Raw genomic sequence first — 19,861 nt, 5'->3', positions numbered from 1 at the left:
AGCCCAAAGTAACCAAAGGGCTCTTGCCCCTTTCGTTCGGTGCCTCGCCTAGGCTCGGCATGCCCTCGCTCCGGTCCTGCTCCGTGGGCCCGCCGCCATCGGCCATCCATGGCCGGGGGCGGCTAACCCGGCATCCATGCCGGGTTGCCCACTGCGCAGAACCTCCACTCGGCCTCTCGAGGGGGCGCTCAGATCAAAAGCGGAAGGCGAGCTAACGCTCGGCCTGATGAGTGGTGAAAGTCAAAAGCACACACGATTCCCTGTAGGAGCGAGGCTTGCCCGCGAAAAACGACCGGACGACGCGTTCATTCAGACAGCCCGCGTTATCGTTGACGTCCATCGCCAGCAAGCTGGCTCCTACAAAGGAAATGCATATGTATTTGGATAAATACGATCAACTGTAGGAGCCGGCTTGCTGCGGGCGGCGTTCCGACGATAGCGGTGGGTCATCCAACATATTTATTGACTGAACGGACGCCATCGCCGGCAAGCCGGCTCCTACAGGGGGATGCGTACGAGCAAAGAACCAGGTCGGCTGGCAGGCCGCCTCGCTTTGGCTTTGGCTTTTGATCTTGATCTGCCCCGTCGGAAGGCCGAGTGGAGGTTCTGCGCAGTGGGCAACCCGGCAAGGATGCCGGGTTAGCCGCCCCCGGCCATGGATGGCCGATGGCGGCGGGCCCACGGAGCAGGACCGGAGCGAGGGCATGGCGAGCCTTAGCGAGCCACCGTACGTCAGGGGCGCAGGCGCTTGGTTACTTGGCGCTTTTCCAAGTAACTCGCCGTAAGGGCGAAACCAATAGCAGCAGCAACCGCAGAAACGGATATGTACACCAACAAAAAACTCGTCACCTGATACGCAGCCATCGCTGGCAAGCCAGCTCCTACAGGGTCCAAAGTTAACCCTGTGAGAGCAACGCCAATCTCAGGCCAGGCTTTCGCCGTTCAATTCAAAACGCAAAACACGAACAGCCAAACGCTCCCCAGAATCCCTGAAAATCACTCACTGGCGCCGAAGACAACCGCGCCCGCTCATGGCTATGGGCATGCACAGCGCAAGCCCCGACACACTGATGAACCTGCGCCGTCATCGGCGCCAACGGTTTCCAATGGCCCGGCACGTTCACCACCGGTGACCATTCCGGCACCACCGGTACAGGCGGCGGCCCGAGTTTCTCGAACTCGGCGGTGCCATAGACAATCTTGCCGTCGACAATCGTCAGCACCGACTCGATCCATTTGACCGCTTCATCCTCGATGTGGAAATAGTCCGCCGACAGCGCAATCAGGTCCGCCAGTTGCCCGACCTTGATCTGGCCTTTCTTGCCCTGCTCGGAAGAGAACCAGGCGCTGCCGTGGGTGAACAATTCCAGCGCCGTGTCGCGGCTCAAGCCTTGCGGATACAACGCCAGACCACCGACGGTTCGGCCGCTGACCAGCCAATACATCGAAGTCCAGGGGTTGTAGCTCGACACCCGCGTGGCGTCGGTGCCGGCACCGACCGGTACACCTTCGGCGAGCATGCGCGCGATGGGTGGTGTGTGTTCGGCAGCCTTGGCGCCGTAGCGGTCGACGAAGTACTCGCCTTGAAAGGCCATGCGGTCCTGAATCGCAATGCCGCCGCCCAAGGCTTTGACGCGCTCGATGTTCTGCGGGGTGATGGTTTCGGCGTGGTCGAAAAACCATGGCAAACCGTCGAACGGGATGTCGCGATTGACCTTCTCGAACACATCGAGCATGCGGCTGATGGATTCGTTGTACGTGGCGTGCAGGCGGAATGGCCAACGCTGCTCCACCAGATGCCGGACCACTGGCTCCAGTTCCTGCTCCATGGTTTGCGGCAGGTCCGGGCGTGGTTCCAGGAAGTCTTCGAAATCCGCCGCCGAAAACACCAGCATTTCCCCGGCACCGTTGTGCCGCAGGAAATCGTCGCCCTGGCCGTAATGCGACGTGCCGGTCCAGTTTTTGAAGTCGGTCAGCTCTTCCTTGGGTTTCTGCGTGAACAGGTTATAGGCGATCCGCACCGTCAGCTGTTGGTCTTTGGCCAGTTGCTGGATCACCTGATAGTCGTCCGGGTAATTCTGATAACCGCCGCCAGCATCGATGGCGCTGGTGACGCCGAGGCGATTGAGTTCGCGCATGAACTGCCGGGTCGAGTTGACCTGGTACTCCAGCGGCAGTTTCGGGCCCTTGGCCAGGGTCGAATACAGAATCATCGCGTTAGGGCGCGCGATCAGCATGCCGGTCGGGTCGCCGTTGGCATCTCGCTGGATTTCACCGCCCGGCGGGTTCGGCGTGTCGCGGGTGTAGCCGACTACTTTCAACGCGGCGCGGTTGAGCAGGGCGCGGTCGTAGAGGTGCAGCACGAACACCGGCGTATCCGGCGCGGCTTTGTTCAGTTCATCAATCGTTGGCAGGCGCTTTTCGGCGAACTGGAATTCGTTCCAGCCGCCGACCACCCGTACCCATTGCGGCGTGGGTGTGCGGTCGGCCTGATCCTTGAGTATCCGCAAGGCATCGACCAAGGACGGCACGCCTTCCCAGCGCAACTCAAGGTTGTAATTCAAGCCGCCACGGATCAAGTGCAGGTGCGAGTCATTGAGGCCGGGAATCACCGTGCGACCGTGCAGATCAATGATTTGCGTGCCGGGACCTTGCAGGGCCATGGCCTGAGCGTCGCTGCCGACCACCACGAAGCGTCCGTCTTTGATCGCGACGGCGCTGGCCTGGGGTTTCTTGCGATCGACGGTGTGCAGGCGTCCGTTGTACAGAATGAGGTCGGCCGGGGCATCTGGCATGGTTTTACTCCCTGCGATTAGCGGGCTGATCCAGGCGCCGACGGCACCTGCCGTAAGGCCTTGCAGTACACGTCGACGGTTGAAACCGTCGTGCTCGTCAGGTGGGCTCATGCAGTGTTCTCCGCTCGGTTCTTTCATAGAAGAAAAAGGGGACAGAACAGCCGATGTCTGACGCATGCGGCCAGAAGGAATATAGACCGCAAATTCACCGACAGCCGTTTTCCAAAGGTGAAAAACGACGAATCCCGCCACAAGGGGCGGGATTCGTATGCAACCAGAGAGGCTCCCGAGCGCGGGAACCGCCGTCTTAGCTTGGGAACAGCTCGGACAGTTTCATGGCCAGCATCATGTCGCCTTCAGCGCGCAGTTTGCCGCCCATGAACGCTTGCATGCCGTCGGTCGAACCGTCAACGATGCCTTCCAGGGTTTCGCCGTCCATCACCAGAGTGACCTGGGCGTCCGGGTTTTCGCCTTCTTGCAGTTCGCAGGTGCTGTTCTTGACGATCAGCGAGAAGTTCTTGGTGTCGTCGATGCGGAAACCGAAAACCAGGTCCAGGCCGGCAGCAGCGGCTGGGTTGAACTTGGCTTTCATTGCTTGTACGGCATCAGCTACGGAGGTCATGGTTCGATCCTTTCTTGGGTAATTAGAGCTGGGTGATTACAGCCAGGGTCACAATAGTCCGGACTCAGCGAAACGTGATGAGTTCCGGTGCTTTCAACAGTTGCAGGTGCGCATGACTGTTGAAAGAAGCCAGTGCCACCTCGCGGCCACGGAATTTCAGCTGGTTGAGCGAGGTGTTGACGATTTGCCAGTTCAGTTCAAAGGCCTGCCTGGCGGGCATTTGCGTAATGAGGTGGAGCAGGGCAGTGATGGTGCCGCCGGAGGTGAACACGGCGATTTTCTGGGTGTTGTCGGCGCTTTCGAGGATGCGATGCAGGCCGGCCTGCACCCGCTCGACAAAGCCCAGCCAGCTTTCCAGGCCCGGCGTGTCATACGTACCGGCCAGCCAGCGCTCGATGATCAGCGCGAAAATACGCTGGAACTCGGCGCGGTTTTGCGCGGCGTTGCGCAGGATGTCCAGCGCTTCGGGCTCATCGTCGAGCATGGCCGGCAACAGCGCGCGGATGACCGCGTCGGCGTCGAATTCGTTGAACGCGGAATCGATTTCCACGGTCGGCACCGGCAGGCCCACGGCCGCGAACTGTTCCAGCGCGCTGTTGGCCGTATGCTGCTGACGGCGCAGGTCGCCCGAGAGGCAGCGGTCGAAGCTGATACCCAGCTCGGCGAGGTGCCGGCCGAGGACTTCTGCCTGGCGAATACCGGTCGGCGACAGGACGTCATAGTCGTCTGCACCAAAGGAGGCCTGGCCATGTCGAATCAAATAGATAGTGCCCACGTCCGCGTCTTCCCGGTACGTTGAAGGTTTGGCGAGGTTATGAGGATGGCGGTGAGCTGTCAATGAAAAAACATACGCTTGTTTGAAATGCTCGTTACAGGCCTGTTGCCAGAGGTTTCACGGCTGGTCGCCAAGCCGGCGCATGGGTATGCTGATGGTATCCCGCGCGCGTTTATGCAGCGCATTGTACTGAAGGAGTCACTGTGGAGTTTTTGTCCGAGTACGCCAGTTTCCTGGCTAAAACCGTGACACTGGTGATCGCCATTCTGGTGGTCCTGGCCAGTTTCGCGGCATTGCGCAGCAAAGGTCGACGCAAGTCGGCCGGCCAGTTGCAAGTCAGCAAACTCAATGATTTCTACAAAGGGCTGCGCGAACGCCTGGAGCAGACCTTGCTCGACAAGGACCAGCTCAAGGCCTTGCGCAAGGTCGAGGCTAAATCCGAGAAAAAGCAAAAGAAGAAACCCGAAGCAAAACCGCGGGTGTTCGTGCTGGATTTCGACGGTGACATCAAGGCATCGGCCACTGAAAGCCTGCGTCACGAGATCACCGCGCTACTGACCCTGGCCACGCCCAAGGATGAAGTGGTGCTGCGTCTGGAAAGCGGTGGCGGCATGGTTCACAGCTACGGCCTGGCATCCTCGCAACTGGCGCGCATCCGCGATGCCGGCGTGCCTTTGACCGTGTGTATCGACAAGGTCGCGGCCAGTGGCGGTTACATGATGGCGTGCATCGGCGAGAAGATCATCAGCGCGCCGTTCGCGATTCTCGGCTCGATCGGCGTGGTGGCGCAGTTGCCCAACGTCAATCGCCTGCTGAAAAAGCACGACATCGACTTTGAAGTCCTGACCGCCGGCGAGTACAAACGCACCCTCACCGTGTTTGGCGAAAATACCGAGAAGGGCCGTGAGAAGTTCCAGGAAGACCTGGACATCACTCACCAGCTGTTCAAGAACTTCGTTTCCCGCTATCGCCCGCAACTGGCCATCGACGAAGTGGCGACCGGCGAAATCTGGCTCGGCATTGCGGCGCTGGACAAGCAACTGGTGGACGAGCTCAAGACCAGCGATGAATACCTCGCCGAGCGCGCGAAGAAATCGGAGCTTTATCACCTGCACTACGCCGAACGCAAAAGCCTGCAAGAGCGCATCGGCATGGCGGCCAGCGGCTCGGTCGATCGCGTATTGCTGAGCTGGTGGAGTCGGTTGACCCAGCAACGCTTCTGGTGATTTTTCAAAACACCGTCGCCTGAAAAATGAAACCGTGGATAGCCTCCACGGTTTTTTTTTGCCTTTCGCAAGGCCGCGCTTTCCGTGCGCATGCAGCGAAATTTCCTATCGTCACTGTCAATCGGTCCGGCTTTTTCGGCAGCCCGGGTTGGGTAGGGTGGTGTTCCTGAAATGATTGCAATGGAATGCACCATGAAAGAGCTCCCTCATAACAACGCTGCCGGCCCGCATCCAGCGCCCTCTGCACGAATGCGCGACGAACTGAAAGCCTCGCTGGATATCGCGCTGCCCCAGACCCCCGGCCAGTTTGGCGAACACCTGATCAAGGAAAAATGGGGCCAGGGAATTGATCCGCAGACAGCCTTGCTGGTTACGCTTGATTACAACTACAAGGGCCATCCAGCAGAAAACGGTATCGAGCAAGGGCAAGTGGCGAGTTCCCGCTCGCTGCTGCAAACGTTGTTATCCAACTATCAGACTGTGGGTGACGGGCGTTTCGCTGAAACAGCGTTCGGCCTGTACACGCCGCCGGATATCGGGCCTGCCGTACGCATTGTGAAAAACGTCGATGAGTTCGCCGACCACGGCAGCGGTAATCACCAGACGTATGAAGGCATCTATCGCCAAACCACACCGCAAGTTTACGGGCCTTCAACACAGATCAACCTGCGGCCTGCCGATTACAAGAAATGGGTCTGGGAACTGGAACTGAAGGACTTGTACGAAGCGTATCTCGGTCAAGCCTGGCCAGCCGATGACGTACTTGTTGCAGCCGAACCTTACGCGCTGAGGACGTCGGTCAAAGCGGCGTTCGTCATGGCCGCCTGGTTGCAATTTCACGAACAACGCCTGTCGCCAAAAGGCCTGGAACTGGCGATGCGAGCGGCGGGTTTACCGCCCGATCAGCCATGGGAAACACTGACCACCGGGCAACTGCAAGCACCGACTCACGCGCCTTCCTCGGTCAGGATCGGCCGGTTAAAGCTCTACCGTTATACCGCGACCGATACTTGGGCCTTTCGCGACACCGCAAGCCCCAGAGTGCTGTTGTACATTCCCGGCAACTCTTCTCCGCTGCACGAATTCGCCGATGCCGTTCAACTGCACCAATGGATTGCCACTCAAGGCCGAGTGAGTGAGACCAGGCAGGCATTGGCCGCCCACTTTGCTGAAGATGACCGCGAAGACGGTACGTTTCATGCCGGTGTTCTGACGGCGCTGGATGGCATGGCGTTGTATCCGGCAAAACACTGGCTGACGAACAATGCCGGTTTTTTCAACAACGACGGCTACTGGGACCCGGACGAGTACATTGGCTACGACGATCCGGCATCTGACACCGATCCGTTTGCCCAGTGCGTGCTGACGATGAAGCAGGCCGCCCGGGCCAGCATCAAAAGCATCCGTGACGATGCCCAGGTCAATCGTGACAATCTAAGCGCGGTCGTTGAGCCGCTTGTGCAGTGGGTCAACCGCTTTGGGCCCTTGGCGTTGTTCGTTCCGGGAGGCGAGGGGATATTGGCGTTGGCCGGGTTTATCGATGCGGGCTACGGCATCGACCAGATAGTCAATGGCAAGACATCCAGCGAACGCTCAGAGGGCGTGACGCGCACTGTTTTTGGCTTGCTCAATGCCTTGCCGATCGTCGCGGAGGTGGCGCAAAAAGGTGACGCAGTCATCGTCGATTCAGCAGAGGAAGGCGCAAGGCCCGTGCCGGAAGTGGCCGTTGCTCCAACTCCAGGCCCTTCGAACGTGGTGCCGGCGACCCGCGTCGAACTCATTCGCGCAATTGGCCCCTCTGTGGCGTCGTTCAGCGATGAAGTGCTGGCGCAGATCGGCAAGGTCAGCACGATTGACGACGACATGCTGCGGTTGATCCAGACTGGCCGCTCGCCGACGCCCTTGTTGGCTGACACCATCAATCGCTTCAGGATCGATCAGGAGCTCGGGCCGGCCGGGGACCTGGTGCTATTCGGCCAACGTTACGCTGAACTGCAACGTTCAGAGCTTGAATGGGTTCGGTTGTTCCAGGATCAATACCCGGGCTTGCCAACAAGCGCTATCGAGCAAATGCTCGACCGCTATGGCGTGGATATCCAAAGAGCGCCCGAGATGGCCGAGGCCAGGCAGGTTTTCGCACGTCTGGACAGCAAGGCACGGCAATACCAACAGCATGTGCGGCTCAATCGTGCCTATGAAGGCTTTTATCTGCGCTCGGTGGTGAACGTCGAGACGGACAGGCTGGCATTGCATTCCCTGAAAAACCTGCCCGGCTGGCCCCAGGACTTGCGGATCGAGGTTCTCGACGGTTCGTCCACTGGCCGGGTGCTTGACCGTTGCGGTCCCCTCGATACCCCGAACTTCCGATACGTCATCAAGGTGGGAAACCGTTACCTGCGGCAAGGCCGGCAAACGGATTTCTACGACGCGATCCTCGGCGTGCTGTCGGAGGACGAGCGCTCAGTGTTGCAACTCACGTCGCTGGAACCAGCCAGCGAGTTGCGGCTCAGCCTCAGCGATCACGCATTGTCCCGAACTGAAACCCTGCTTGGCTTGCAAAGGCTCGACTCCGGGTTGACCTTCGAGCGGCAGGGGCTGCGCGGTGGAGGCTACCCGACGACGCCTCAGGGTGACGCCATGAAACTGCAGGCCACCCGGTTACAGATCAAGGACATTTACCCGGACTTCACCGACGCGGACGCGGATCAGGTCATACAGCGTGCGGGTGTATCCGTGCAGGCGCACATCGACGGGCTGAATCTTCAGTTGCACCAACTCAACACCGAGTTGATGGACTGGGTCGATCAAGCCGCGCAAGACATTGAACACATCGAACTTCCCTTGCTGGCCATGGGCGACGAAGCCGCTGCGGGTATGAGCCATGCGCAAATCGCCGTGCACAATGCGCATGTCCTGCAAACGGGTTTGAATGAGGAGCGAGCGATCAGGACTGAGCTTGCCGTAGAGCTTGTCGCTATCTGGCAAAAACGCGGGCCACCGCTAAATCGCCTGTACTCAGGCGAGCAGCTGCACGGCGTCAGGCTCGATCTTGCCTTCGAGAACTATCACCGACTGCCCACTCTGAGTGTCCGGTTGGACGATGTGCTCGAATTGTCGATGCAAGGCTTCCATCTGACCGAGGAGGGCAGTTTGAACGGCTTTCTCGAAAGCTTCCCGAATCTTGAGACGTTAAATCTGGAAAACGTCGACTTGCGTCATTTCTCCGAGGACGGCCACGAGGGGTGCGCCTTGCCTCCTTCCCTTTGCGGGTTGAGACACCTGTCCTCACTCAATCTGCGCGCCACCCAACTGGTATTCAGTGAGCGCGCCGCTTCACAACTGACCGATCTGACCAGTCTGCAAAGCCTCGACCTGAGTGACAACCCGTTGGGCGTACCACCGATGGTGCTCGGCTTGAATAACCTGCGTCAGCTCAACCTGAGGAATACCGGAATAAGTCGATGCCCGGTCGGGATCACGCATGAGCCGTACCTGACCTCCCTGGATTTGCGTGATAACCGGATCACGCGGGTCCCCCAGGCGGTGCTGAACCAGGCCATCACCAGGGACCGGGTGCTGCTGTGGAACAACCCGTTGACCGACGAAGACACGTTGCGGCGACTGATTACGCATCGAGAACAAACGGGGATCAATTTGTGGTTGAGTGCGGCGGGGCCTGACTATGGGAATCCGGCGGCCTGGTTGAACGGGACTGAAGAAGGGCTGCGCGATGCAAGGCTGCAAATCTGGCAGCGACTGGCACTCAAGCCAGGTGGTGGGCGGTTTTTGGGGACCATGAATACATTGACGCTCACCCCGGATTTCCAGGTCAACTATCCAGACCTTCAGGCACGGGTATGGCGACTGTTGACGGAAGCAGACGCTTCGGACCAGTTGTGGGGGCGATTGAGCAGGAATACACCTATGCCGGAGGGCGCTTTCGACAACCCTCTTGCGGTTTTCGCGGTGCTGGAAAACCGTGCGCAGCTATACCGGGACTGGGTGGCCTTGGGGCAACCGATACCGATCCTGCGATAGGAGCGCCAACAAAGCCTTGACCCCGTCCGGGGCCAAGGCTTTATACGTCAACGGCGACGGAACAGCGGCAGCGGTTCGTCGGTGGCGGCCTGATAGGTCACCGAGAAGTCCTTGAGACCTTCCAGGGCTTCGTACGGGTCTTTATCGGCGCGCACTGCAAAGGCGTCGAAACCGCAGCGATGCATGTAGAACAACTGGTCGCGCAGCACATCGCCAATCGCCCGCAGTTCGCCTTTGAAACCGTAACGGTCACGCAGGAGGCGGGCGTTGGAGTAGTTGCGGCCATCGGTGAAGGCCGGGAAGTTCAAGGCAATGACCTGGAAACTCGCCACGTCTTCACCGATTTCTTCAGCTTCTTCGTCGGCATCCAGCCACACGCCCAGGCCGCCATCGCGGGCCAGGAGCATGCGGCTGTGTTCGCGCCACAGCTGCAACGGGACGATGTAGTCGTCGCAGTTGGTGATCTCGTCGATGTTGAAATCCTTGGGCAGCAAGTGCCAGGTTTCGTCGACGACTTCGTTGTTCTTAATTATTCGCTGCATAGACGCGTTCCTTGAAGAGGTCGATGCCAATACGCTGATAGGTGTCGATGAAACGCTCGTCTTCGGTACGTTGTTCGATGTACACGTCGATCAGTTTCTCGATCACGTCTGGCATGGCGTCCTGGGCAAAGGACGGGCCGAGGATCTTGCCCAGGCTCGCATCACGGCTGGCGCTGCCGCCGAGGGATACCTGGTAGAACTCTTCGCCTTTCTTGTCCACCCCGAGAATACCGATGTGGCCGACGTGGTGGTGACCACAGGCGTTCATGCAGCCGGAGATGTTCAGGTCCAGTTCGCCGATGTCGAACAGGTAATCCAGGTCGTCGAAACGGCGCTGGATCGATTCGGCGATCGGGATCGACTTGGCGTTGGCCAACGAGCAGAAATCGCCGCCAGGGCAGCAGATGATGTCGGTCAGCAAACCGATGTTCGGCGTGGCGAAACCTTGCTCGCGCAATTCGCCCCACATGGCGAACAGTTGGGACTGTTCGACGTCGGCCAGAATGATGTTCTGCTCGTGGGACGTACGCAGTTGACCGAAGCTGTAGCGATCGGCCAGGTCGGCCACGGCATCGAGCTGCTTGTCGGTGATGTCGCCCGGCGCAACGCCGGTCGGCTTCAGGGACAGGGTCACGGCAACATAGCCCGGCTTTTTGTGCGCCAGGGTGTTGCGGGTACGCCAGCGGGCGAAGCCCGGGTGCTGCTTGTCGAACTCGGCCAGTTCGGCGGTCTGGTTGTCCAGCGCCTTGTAGTCCGGGTCGACGAAGTGTTTGGCGACGCGATGCACTTCGGCTTCGGTCAGCGTGGTCTGGCCACCGCGAAGGTGTTCCATTTCCGCGTCGACTTTCTGCGCGAAGACTTCAGGTGTCAGGGCCTTGACCAGGATCTTGATCCGCGCCTTGTACTTGTTGTCCCGACGGCCATAGCGGTTGTACACGCGCAGGATGGCGTCGAGGTAGCTCAACAGGTCTTGCCACGGCAGGAATTCATTGATGAACGCCCCGACTACCGGCGTACGACCGAGGCCGCCACCGACCAGCACACGGAAACCCAGTTCGCCAGCGGCGTTGTGCACCGGCTCAAGGCCGATGTCGTGGACTTCGATGGCCGCACGGTCGGAAGTCGAACCGTTGATGGCGATCTTGAACTTGCGCGGCAGGTAAGCGAATTCCGGGTGGAACGTGGTCCACTGGCGGACGATCTCGCACCATGGGCGCGGATCGATCAGCTCGTCGGCAGCGACACCGGCGAACTGGTCGGTGGTGACGTTGCGCAGGCAGTTGCCGCTGGTCTGGATCGCGTGCATCTGCACGGTCGCCAGTTCGGCAAGGATGTCCGGGATGTCTTCCAGCGCCGGCCAGTTGAACTGCACGTTCTGGCGGGTGCTGATGTGGGCGTAGCCCTTGTCATAGTCGCGGGCAATCTTCGCCATCATTCGCGTCTGGCGCGAAGTCAGCTGGCCGTAAGGCACCGCCACTCGCAACATCGGCGCGAAGCGTTGGATGTAAAGCCCGTTTTGCAGACGCAGAGGGCGGAATTCTTCTTCGCTCAGCTCGCCTGCCAGATAGCGTCGGGTCTGATCACGGAACTGCTTGACGCGGTCCTCGATGATCCGCTGATCGTACTCGTCGTATACGTACATATAAGTCCTGTTCTCAGGCTTGGGCCGGTCGGATCCAGTTGCGTTTTTCGCCTGGAAAGTCTCCGATACTGCCTCGGCAATTCTGCGCGCACGGCCGCGCACTCCCAACGGAGCCGGGGCAAGATACCAGTTTGGAGTTATGCGCAAAAGTGATGTTTGAGTATATGTAAAGAACCAAATCGACTAACGAGAATCGTTATTACTAAACCCGTATTTGTGGTGTGGGCAATCATCGTCTTAACTGTGGTCGAGTCTTTATGCAATCACCGATAAAACCGACAAGAGGCGATGCAATGAGCAACCCTACCAAAGCTTCAAAGCCTGACAGTACGGTCGATGCCTGGGCCATTCTGTTTCTGATCATTCTGGTCGTGGGGACAGCGGTATTCTGGGTCAGCCATCAATAACCGACCCCGTCCGGGCCCGGTCCCGACAATTGTCGGACAAAAACTGTAATAAACGCCGTTTTACGGGTGTTCGCTGGCTATAATGCGCGGCGAATTTCCGGGGGCTCGGACGATCCATGTTGAAGTTTTTCTACACCTTTCTGTTGCTGCTCGGCACGGTTTACGGCCCTGCTGCGCGAGCGGAATCGGTGTTGTTCCTGAATCCCGGGGAAACTGACGAAGCCTTCTGGGTCAGCTATTCGCAATTCATGCAGGCGGCCGCCACGGACCTGGGTATCGACCTTCGGATTCTCTATTCCCGGCGCATGCCGGAACTCACGCTGGCGCAAGCGCGCCGTGCACTGCAAGGTCCCGATCGTCCGGACTATCTGATCTTCGCCAACGAACAGTACATTGCCCCGCAAGTGTTGCGCCTGGCGCAAGGCAGCGGCGTGAAACTGTTTATGGTCAACGCGTCGCTGACGGCCAACCAAATGAGCCTGCTGGGTGAACGCCCTGATCGACTGGGCAGCCTGGTGCCCAACGACGAGGAGGGCGGTTACCTGATGGCCAAGGAGCTGATTCGCCAGCATCCGCCCGTGGCGCCTGGTCAGGTGATCGAGTTGCTGGCGTTCTCCGGCCTGAAGATCACGCCGTCGGCGCAACTGCGTGAGCAAGGCATGATGCGAGCGCTGGCCGAGCACCCGCAAGTGCGTTTGCGGCAACTGGTTTACAGCGGTTGGACCCGCGAACGTGCGTATGAACAGGCAAAGTTGCTGTTCCGGCGCTACCCGAAAGTCTCGCTGGTGTGGTCAGCCAATGACGAAATGGCGTTTGGCGCCATGCAGGCCTATTCGGAGACGGGCGGTGTGCCCGGAAAGGACGCATTGTTCAGCGCGGTCAATACCTCGACGGCCGCGTTGCAGGCAAAGGTCGATGGAAAGTTGAGCGTATTGTTGGGCGGGCATTTCACTTTGGGCGGTTGGGCACTGGTGCAGGTGCACGACCTTGATCGGGGCGTGGACATCAGCCGGTACGGCGGCCGTGACCGCCAGATCCCGCTGCTGCAACTGGTCGACAGGGCAACCGCCAGGCGAATGCTGGCCATGGGTGAGTCGCCGGACTACGGCGTGAACTTCCGCCGAATGTCGGCCAAGGGCCGGCCTGTGTCTTATCGCTATCCGTTCAGCCTGCAAACCCTGATGCGCTAAACCCCGGCCAGCGTGATCACCAGTTGCACGATGCCGTAGAGCGTCAACGCAAACACCGCCGTGAACAGAATCCCCAGAATCACGAAATGACTCGGCTTGCCGTGGGTGAAATCCCGCGCACGGTTCTTTCCGCTTTGCACCCCGAACGCCGCCGCCATGACGCTGTGCAGCATCTGCCAGAAAGTAGGCGGCTTGTTGTCGACTGGATCGTCCATAAACCCCTCGTCACTTGTGTGTGAATCGTAAGCATAGACATTCCAACCGGATCCTGTAGGAGCGAGGCTTGCCCGCGAAGAAGCCACCACAGTCCTACAGGAAAACCGCGTCATCGTTCTTCGCGGGCAAGCCTCGCTCCTACAGAGGCGATGCTCAGCGCGAAGAGTGGTTAGTTGTCGTAACCCAGGTTCGGCGCCAACCAGCGTTCGGTCACGCTCAACTCCTGACCTTTACGCGACGTGTAGCTCTGCACCTGATCCTTGTCGATCTTGCCCACTGCGAAGTACTGCGCCTGCGGGTGAGCGAAGTACCAGCCGCTGACCGCCGCCGCCGGGAACATCGCGTAGTGTTCGGTGAGGAACACGCCGCTGCGGCCGGCACGCATTTCGGCGGCCTCGGGGTCGAGCAGGGCAAACAGCGCGGCCTTCTCGGTGTGATCGGGGCACGCCGGGTAGCCCGGAGCAGGGCGGATGCCGGTGTATTGCTCTTTGATCAGCGCCTCGTTGTCCAGCGTCTCGTCCTTGGCATAACCCCAGTAATCCTTGCGAACCTGCTGGTGCAGCCATTCGGCGCAGGCCTCGGCCAGACGGTCGGCCAGGGCCTTGACCATGATCGAGTTGTAATCGTCGCCGGCGTCCTGATATGCCTTGGCCACTTCTTCGGCACCGATGCCGGCGGTGGTGATGAAGCCACCCACGTAGTCAGTGATTTCGCTGTCCTTCGGTGCAACGAAGTCGGCCAGGGAGAAGTTCGGCTTGCCGTCGGTCTTGATGATCTGCTGACGCAGGTGATGCAGCTTGGCCAATGGCTTGCCGTCATCGCCGTAGACTTCGATGTCGTCGTCACGCACCTGGTTGGCTGGCCAGAAGCCGAACACTGCGCGGGCGCTGATCAGTTTTTCGTCGATCAGTTTGGCGAGCATTTCCTGGGCATCGGCGTACAGCGCGGTGGCGGCTTCACCGACCACTTCATCCGTGAGGATGCGCGGGAACTTGCCGGCCAGGTCCCAGGAGATGAAGAACGGCGTCCAGTCGATGTATTCGGCCAGGACTTTGAGGTCGATGTTGTCCAGCACTTTGGAACCGGTGAACGTCGGTTTGACCGGCGCGTAGGTGCTCCAGTCGAACTGCGGCTTCTTGGCGATGGCCGCCGGATAGCTCAGGCGTTCGGTGCGGGCGCTGCGGTTGGCAGTGCGTTCGCGAACGTCGATGTACTCCAGGCGGGTCTTCTCGACGAAGCCGGCTTTCAATTCCTTGGACAGCAACTGCGTCGCCACGCCCACGGCGCGGGAGGCGTCGGTCACGTAGATCACCGCGTCGTTGCTGTACTTTGGCTCGATCTTCACCGCCGTGTGTGCCTTGGAGGTGGTCGCGCCGCCGATCATCAACGGCAGGTGGAAGTCCTGGCGCTGCATCTCGCGGGCGACGTGGACCATTTCATCCAGCGACGGCGTGATCAGGCCGGACAGGCCGATGATGTCGCATTTCTGCTCCTTGGCCACTTGCAGGATCTTCTCGGCCGGCACCATCACGCCGAGGTCGACGATGTCGTAGCCGTTGCAGCCGAGTACCACGCCGACGATGTTCTTGCCGATGTCGTGCACGTCGCCTTTCACCGTTGCCATCAGGATCTTGCCCTTGGCTTCCGGCTTGTCACCTTTTTCCAGTTCGATGAACGGGATCAAGTGGGCTACGGCCTGCTTCATCACGCGAGCGGATTTCACCACCTGCGGCAGGAACATTTTACCGGCACCGAACAGGTCGCCGACGATGTTCATGCCGGACATCAGCGGGCCTTCGATCACCTCGATCGGGCGGGCGAACGACTGGCGCGATTCTTCGGTGTCTTCGACGATGTGCGTGGTGATGCCTTTGACCAGTGCGTGCTCAAGACGTTTGTTGACCTCCCAGCCGCGCCACTCTTCGGTCTCGGCTTCCTTGACGCTGCCGTCGCCCTTGTACTTGTCGGCGATGGCGAGGAGGGCGTCGGTGCCTTCCGGGGTGCGGTTGAGGATCACGTCTTCGACGGCGTCGCGCAATTCCACCGGGATCTGGTCGTAGATCTCCAGTTGGCCGGCGTTGACGATACCCATGGTCAGGCCGTTGCGGATCGCATACAGCAGGAACACCGAGTGAATCGCCTCACGCACCGGGTTGTTGCCGCGGAACGAGAACGACACGTTCGACACGCCGCCCGAAGTCAGCGCGTACGGCAGTTCGTCACGGATGTAGGCACAGGCGTTGATGAAGTCCACAGCGTAGTTGTTGTGTTCTTCAATACCGGTGGCCACGGCAAAGATGTTCGGGTCGAAGATGATGTCTTCCGGCGGGAAGCCGACTTCGTTGACCAGAATGTCGTAGGAGCGTTTGCAGATCTCTTTCTTGCGCGCTTCGGTGTCGGCCTGGCCGGCTTCGTCGAAGGCCATCACGACGACTGCAGCGCCATAGCGCTTGCACAGCTTGGCGTGATGGATGAACTGCTCGACGCCTTCTTTCATGCTGATCGAGTTGACGATGCCCTTGCCCTGGATGCATTTCAGGCCGGCTTCGATCACTTCCCACTTCGAGGAGTCGATCATGATCGGTACGCGGGAGATGTCCGGTTCGCCGGCAATCAGATTGAGGAAGGTCACCATGGCCTTCTTCGAATCGAGCATCCCTTCGTCCATGTTGATGTCGATCACCTGGGCGCCGGCTTCGACCTGCTGCAGGGCGACTTCCAGGGCTTCGGTGTAGTTGTCTTCACGGATCAGGCGGGCGAACTTGGCCGAACCGGTGATGTTGGTGCGCTCGCCGACGTTGACGAACAACGAACTGCGATCGATGGTGAACGGCTCCAGGCCGGAGAGGCGGCAAGCCTTGGGAATGTCCGGGATTTCACGCGGTGCATAACCGGCCACGGCTTTGGCGATGGCTTCGATATGGCCCGGCGTGGTGCCGCAGCAGCCGCCGACGATGTTGAGGAAGCCGCTTTGGGCGAATTCTTCGATGACCTTGGCGGTTTGCGACGGCAGTTCGTCGTACTCGCCGAATTCGTTCGGCAGGCCGGCGTTCGGGTGCGCCGAAACGTGGGTGCCGGCCTTGTTCGACAGCTCTTCCAGGTACGGGCGCAGTTCGCTGGCGCCGAGGGCGCAGTTCAGGCCGACCGAAATCGGTTTGGCGTGGGCCACGGAGTTCCAGAACGCTTCGGTGGTCTGGCCGGAAAGGGTACGGCCGGAGGCGTCGGTGATGGTGCCGGAAATCATGATCGGCAGCTCGATGCCCAACTCTTCGAACACCCCTTGCACGGCGAAGATCGCGGCTTTGGCGTTCAGGGTGTCGAAAATGGTTTCGATCAGGATCAGGTCGGCGCCGCCTTCGATCAGGCCTTTGGTGGCCTCGGTGTAGTTTTCCACCAGTTCATCGAAGGTCACGTTGCGATAGCCGGGGTTGTTCACGTCCGGGGACAGCGAGCAGGTGCGGCTGGTCGGACCGAGCACGCCGGCGACGAAGCGCGGCTTGTCCGGGTTCTCGAGGGTCTTCGCATCGGCAATCTTGCGGGCCAGGCGAGCGCCTTCTACGTTCAGTTCGTAGGCCAGTTCTTCCATGCCGTAGTCGGCCATGGAAATCCGCGTGGCGTTGAAGGTGTTGGTTTCCAGAATGTCAGCGCCGGCATCCAGGTAGGCTTTTTCGATGCCACCGATCACGTCCGGGCGCGTCAGCACCAACAGGTCGTTGTTGCCTTTGACATCGCTTGGCCAGTCGGCAAAGCGTTTGCCACGGTAATCCTGTTCTTCGAGCTTGTAGCTCTGGATCATCGTGCCCATGCCGCCATCGAGAATCAGAATGCGCTCTTTGAGGGCGTGCTTGAGGGCTTGAAGGCGAACACTGCGATCGGACATTGGGACTACTCGGAAAGACCATGACGAAGGGGCGGAATCATAGCAAACCTGTGCGGTTTTAGAGCATGTCGGGGAATTGCATGAATATCGCTCATGTTGGTCGGCGCGCTGTCCCGGTAGAATCGCTGCGTTTTTTCAAGGATCGGGAACAGGGACATGTCGTATCGCGTCGTCATCAGCAGCGTACTGCTGTTTTTAAGCTGGGGCGCCGTGGCGCAGGGCCTGGCGCCTTCCGCTGCCATTTCCTACACCCGCGACATCCAACCGATCTTCACCGAAAAGTGTGTGGCCTGCCATGCCTGCAATGACGCCGCCTGTCAGCTCAACCTGGGCAGCGGCGAAGGCGCGGCGCGCGGTGCGTCGAAAGTCCCGGTTTACGACGGCGACCGCAGCCAGGCGGCCGCGCCGACCCGGTTGTTTTATGACGCCTTCGGCAAGCACGCCTGGCAGCAAAAAGGCTTCTACCCCGTACTTGACGCCCAGGGCAGCCAGGCCGCGTTGATGGCGCGGATGCTGGAACTGGGTCACAAAACGCCTTTGACGCCCAATGCCAAATTGCCGGAAGACATCGTCCTGGGCCTCAATCGTGAAAACATGTGCGCGATGCCGGCCGAGTTCGACGGTTACGCGGGCGCTCATCCGAAGGAAGGCATGCCGCTGGCGGTCACCGGCCTGACCGATCAGCAATACCAGACGCTGCAACGCTGGCTGGCCTCGGGTGCGCCGATCGATGAACAAGGCCTGGTGCCTTCGGCGAAAGAAGCCTTGCAGGTGGTGCAGTGGGAAAACCTGCTCAACTCGCCGGGCGCCCGGCAGAGTCTGGTGGGGCGCTGGTTGTTCGAGCACTGGTTCCTTGCCCACATTTACTTCAAGGACGGTGAGCCGGGGCATTTCTTCCAGTGGGTGCGTTCGCGCACGCCGACCGGCCAGCCGATTGACCTGATCAACACCCGCCGCCCGAATGACGATCCGGGCACGCAGGTGTATTACCGCTTGTGGCCGGTGCAGGGCGTGATCGTGCAGAAGACCCACATCACCTATCCGCTGAGCGCGGCGAAGATGGCACGGGTCAAAAGCCTGTTCTACAACGGCAACTGGCAGGCCAATGCCTTGCCGGGCTACGGTCCGGAACGCCGGGCCAATCCGTTTGCCACGTTCGAGGCGATTCCGGCGCAGGCGCGCTATCAGTTCATGCTCGATAACGCCGAATACTTCGTGCGCACGTTTATCCGCGGGCCGGTGTGCCGTGGGCAGATCGCCACGGATGTGATTCGCGACAACTTCTGGGCGCTGTTCCAGGCGCCGGAACACGATCTCTACATCATCGACCCGATCTACCGCGGCCAGGCCACGCCGTTGCTGGCCATGCCGGGGCAGAACGACGATGTCGGCAGCGTGCTGAGCCTGTGGCATGACTATCGCGACAAACGTAACGAGTACGAAGTGCTGCGCCGCGACAACTACGCCGACGCGCCCGCGCCGAGCTGGTCGACTTTGTGGGCCGGCAACGACAACGCGCTGCTGACCATCTTCCGGCATTTCGACAGCGCCTCGGTGAACAAGGGCCTGATCGGCGATGTGCCGCAAACGATGTGGCTGTTCGATTTCCCGTTGCTGGAGCGCACGTATTATCAGTTGGCGGTCAACTTCGATGTGTACGGCAACGTTTCCCATCAGGCGCAGACGCGCCTGTATTTCGACCTGATCCGTAATGGCGCCGAGCAGAATTTCCTGCGCCTGATGCCCGCCGATTCACGCGACGACTATCTCGACGACTGGTACCAGAGCAGCGGCAAATTCAAGATGTGGCTGGATTACGAGTCCATCGACAACGACAAGCCGACAGCACTGAACCTCGACGAAAAAGACCCGAAACGCGACTTTTCCATGCAATTGCTGGCCCGTTACGGCGAGCTCAATGCCAAGCCCGATCCGATCAACCGCTGCGACGGGGCCTATTGCTCGCGGCCGAACATCGACCCGGATTTGCAGAGCGCCGAGCAGGCCTTGAGTCGCCTGACCTCACGGCCCGCCGCCGGGCTGAAGGTCATTGATCAACTGCCGGAAGCGACGATGTTGCGTATCGAAGCCGCGAGCGGCAAACGCGAGGTTTATAGCCTGTTGCGCAACCGCGCACACAGCAACGTCGCATTCCTGCTCGGTGAGTCGCTGCGTTATCAGCCGGGGCTCGACACGCTGACCATTTTTCCGGGAGTGCTCAGCAGCTATCCGAACTTCATGTTCAACATTCCCGCCGATCAGGTGCCAGCCTTTGTCGAGGCGATGGAAAACGCCAAGGATGCCAATCGCTTCGAGAAAATCGTCGAACGCTGGGGGATTCGTCGCAGTCATCCGCAATTCTGGTTCTACTTCCATGACCTGAGCCGGTACGTCCACGAAACCGACCCGGTGGAAGAGGGCGTGCTGGACATGAACCGCTACGAGAATCTCTGAATCCCCCCTATCTAACGTAGGAGCGAAGCTTGCTCGCGAAGGTGTATCAGCTACATACCTGTCGCCTGACACAC

11 protein-coding genes are annotated in these 19,861 nt (G+C 59.9%); 4 read left to right on the top strand and 7 right to left on the bottom strand.

Translation table 11 applies throughout. The features are described 5' to 3' along the window. Window positions 1-947: 947 nt before the first annotated feature. The 3 genes from KGB25_RS16865 to KGB25_RS16855 form a co-directional block, all read right to left on the bottom strand. Window positions 948-2,795: an amidohydrolase gene (locus tag KGB25_RS16865; protein WP_223435928.1), complete on the bottom strand. Its 1,848-nt coding sequence runs from the start codon at window positions 2,793-2,795 to the stop codon at window positions 948-950. Between the two features lie 307 nt (window positions 2,796-3,102). Next, window positions 3,103-3,417, bottom strand: coding sequence for an SCP2 sterol-binding domain-containing protein (locus KGB25_RS16860; RefSeq protein WP_007976511.1), 315 nt, complete (start codon window positions 3,415-3,417; stop codon window positions 3,103-3,105). A gap of 64 nt (window positions 3,418-3,481) precedes the next feature. Further along, a complete protein-coding gene (locus tag KGB25_RS16855; protein ID WP_008035704.1) occupies window positions 3,482-4,192 on the bottom strand; it encodes a histidine phosphatase family protein in 711 nt (236 codons plus the stop codon). Between the two features lie 203 nt (window positions 4,193-4,395). Between KGB25_RS16855 and sohB the strand changes: the two genes are divergently transcribed. Continuing rightward, the gene (gene sohB / locus KGB25_RS16850) at window positions 4,396-5,418 is read left to right on the top strand and encodes a protease SohB (protein WP_192416602.1); all 1,023 of its coding nucleotides are present in this window, start codon (window positions 4,396-4,398) and stop codon (window positions 5,416-5,418) included. A 192-nt stretch (window positions 5,419-5,610) separates the two neighbouring features. Further along, on the top strand, window positions 5,611-9,456 hold the full coding sequence (locus KGB25_RS16845; protein WP_223435924.1) for a dermonecrotic toxin domain-containing protein: 3,846 nt from the start codon (window positions 5,611-5,613) through the stop codon (window positions 9,454-9,456). A 47-nt stretch (window positions 9,457-9,503) separates the two neighbouring features. Here KGB25_RS16845 and KGB25_RS16840 read toward each other — a convergent pair whose 3' ends face one another. Continuing rightward, window positions 9,504-9,998, bottom strand: a complete 495-nt coding sequence (locus tag KGB25_RS16840; protein ID WP_008035700.1) for a DUF934 domain-containing protein — start codon at window positions 9,996-9,998, stop codon at window positions 9,504-9,506. Continuing rightward, window positions 9,982-11,640, bottom strand: coding sequence for a nitrite/sulfite reductase (locus KGB25_RS16835; protein ID WP_008040081.1), 1,659 nt, complete (start codon window positions 11,638-11,640; stop codon window positions 9,982-9,984). The genes KGB25_RS16840 and KGB25_RS16835 overlap by 17 nt, the downstream gene beginning before the upstream one ends. A gap of 523 nt (window positions 11,641-12,163) precedes the next feature. Between KGB25_RS16835 and KGB25_RS16830 the strand changes: the two genes are divergently transcribed. Continuing rightward, complete coding sequence (locus KGB25_RS16830) at window positions 12,164-13,237, top strand: ABC transporter substrate-binding protein (RefSeq protein ID WP_207285611.1); 1,074 nt, start codon at window positions 12,164-12,166, stop codon at window positions 13,235-13,237. On the opposite strand, the gene KGB25_RS16825 is transcribed toward KGB25_RS16830, so the two are convergent. Both KGB25_RS16825 and metH read right to left on the bottom strand, forming a co-directional pair. Then, entirely contained in the window at window positions 13,234-13,452 is a 219-nt protein-coding gene (locus KGB25_RS16825; protein ID WP_192227412.1) for a DUF2970 domain-containing protein, read from the bottom strand. The genes KGB25_RS16830 and KGB25_RS16825 overlap by 4 nt on opposite strands. A 170-nt stretch (window positions 13,453-13,622) precedes the next feature. Beyond that, window positions 13,623-17,333, bottom strand: coding sequence for a methionine synthase (gene metH / locus KGB25_RS16820; RefSeq protein ID WP_008040076.1), 3,711 nt, complete (start codon window positions 17,331-17,333; stop codon window positions 13,623-13,625). Between the two features lie 156 nt (window positions 17,334-17,489). On the opposite strand from metH, the gene KGB25_RS16815 reads away from it, so the two are divergent. After that, window positions 17,490-19,787, top strand: a complete 2,298-nt coding sequence (locus KGB25_RS16815) for a fatty acid cis/trans isomerase (RefSeq protein ID WP_223435922.1) — start codon at window positions 17,490-17,492, stop codon at window positions 19,785-19,787. Window positions 19,788-19,861: the final 74 nt, after the last annotated feature.

It is taken from the genome of Pseudomonas sp. BF-RE-21 (assembly GCF_019947305.1).
GTDB lineage: Bacteria > Pseudomonadota > Gammaproteobacteria > Pseudomonadales > Pseudomonadaceae > Aquipseudomonas > Aquipseudomonas migulae.
This window is presented reverse-complemented; position numbering and strand designations above follow the sequence as displayed.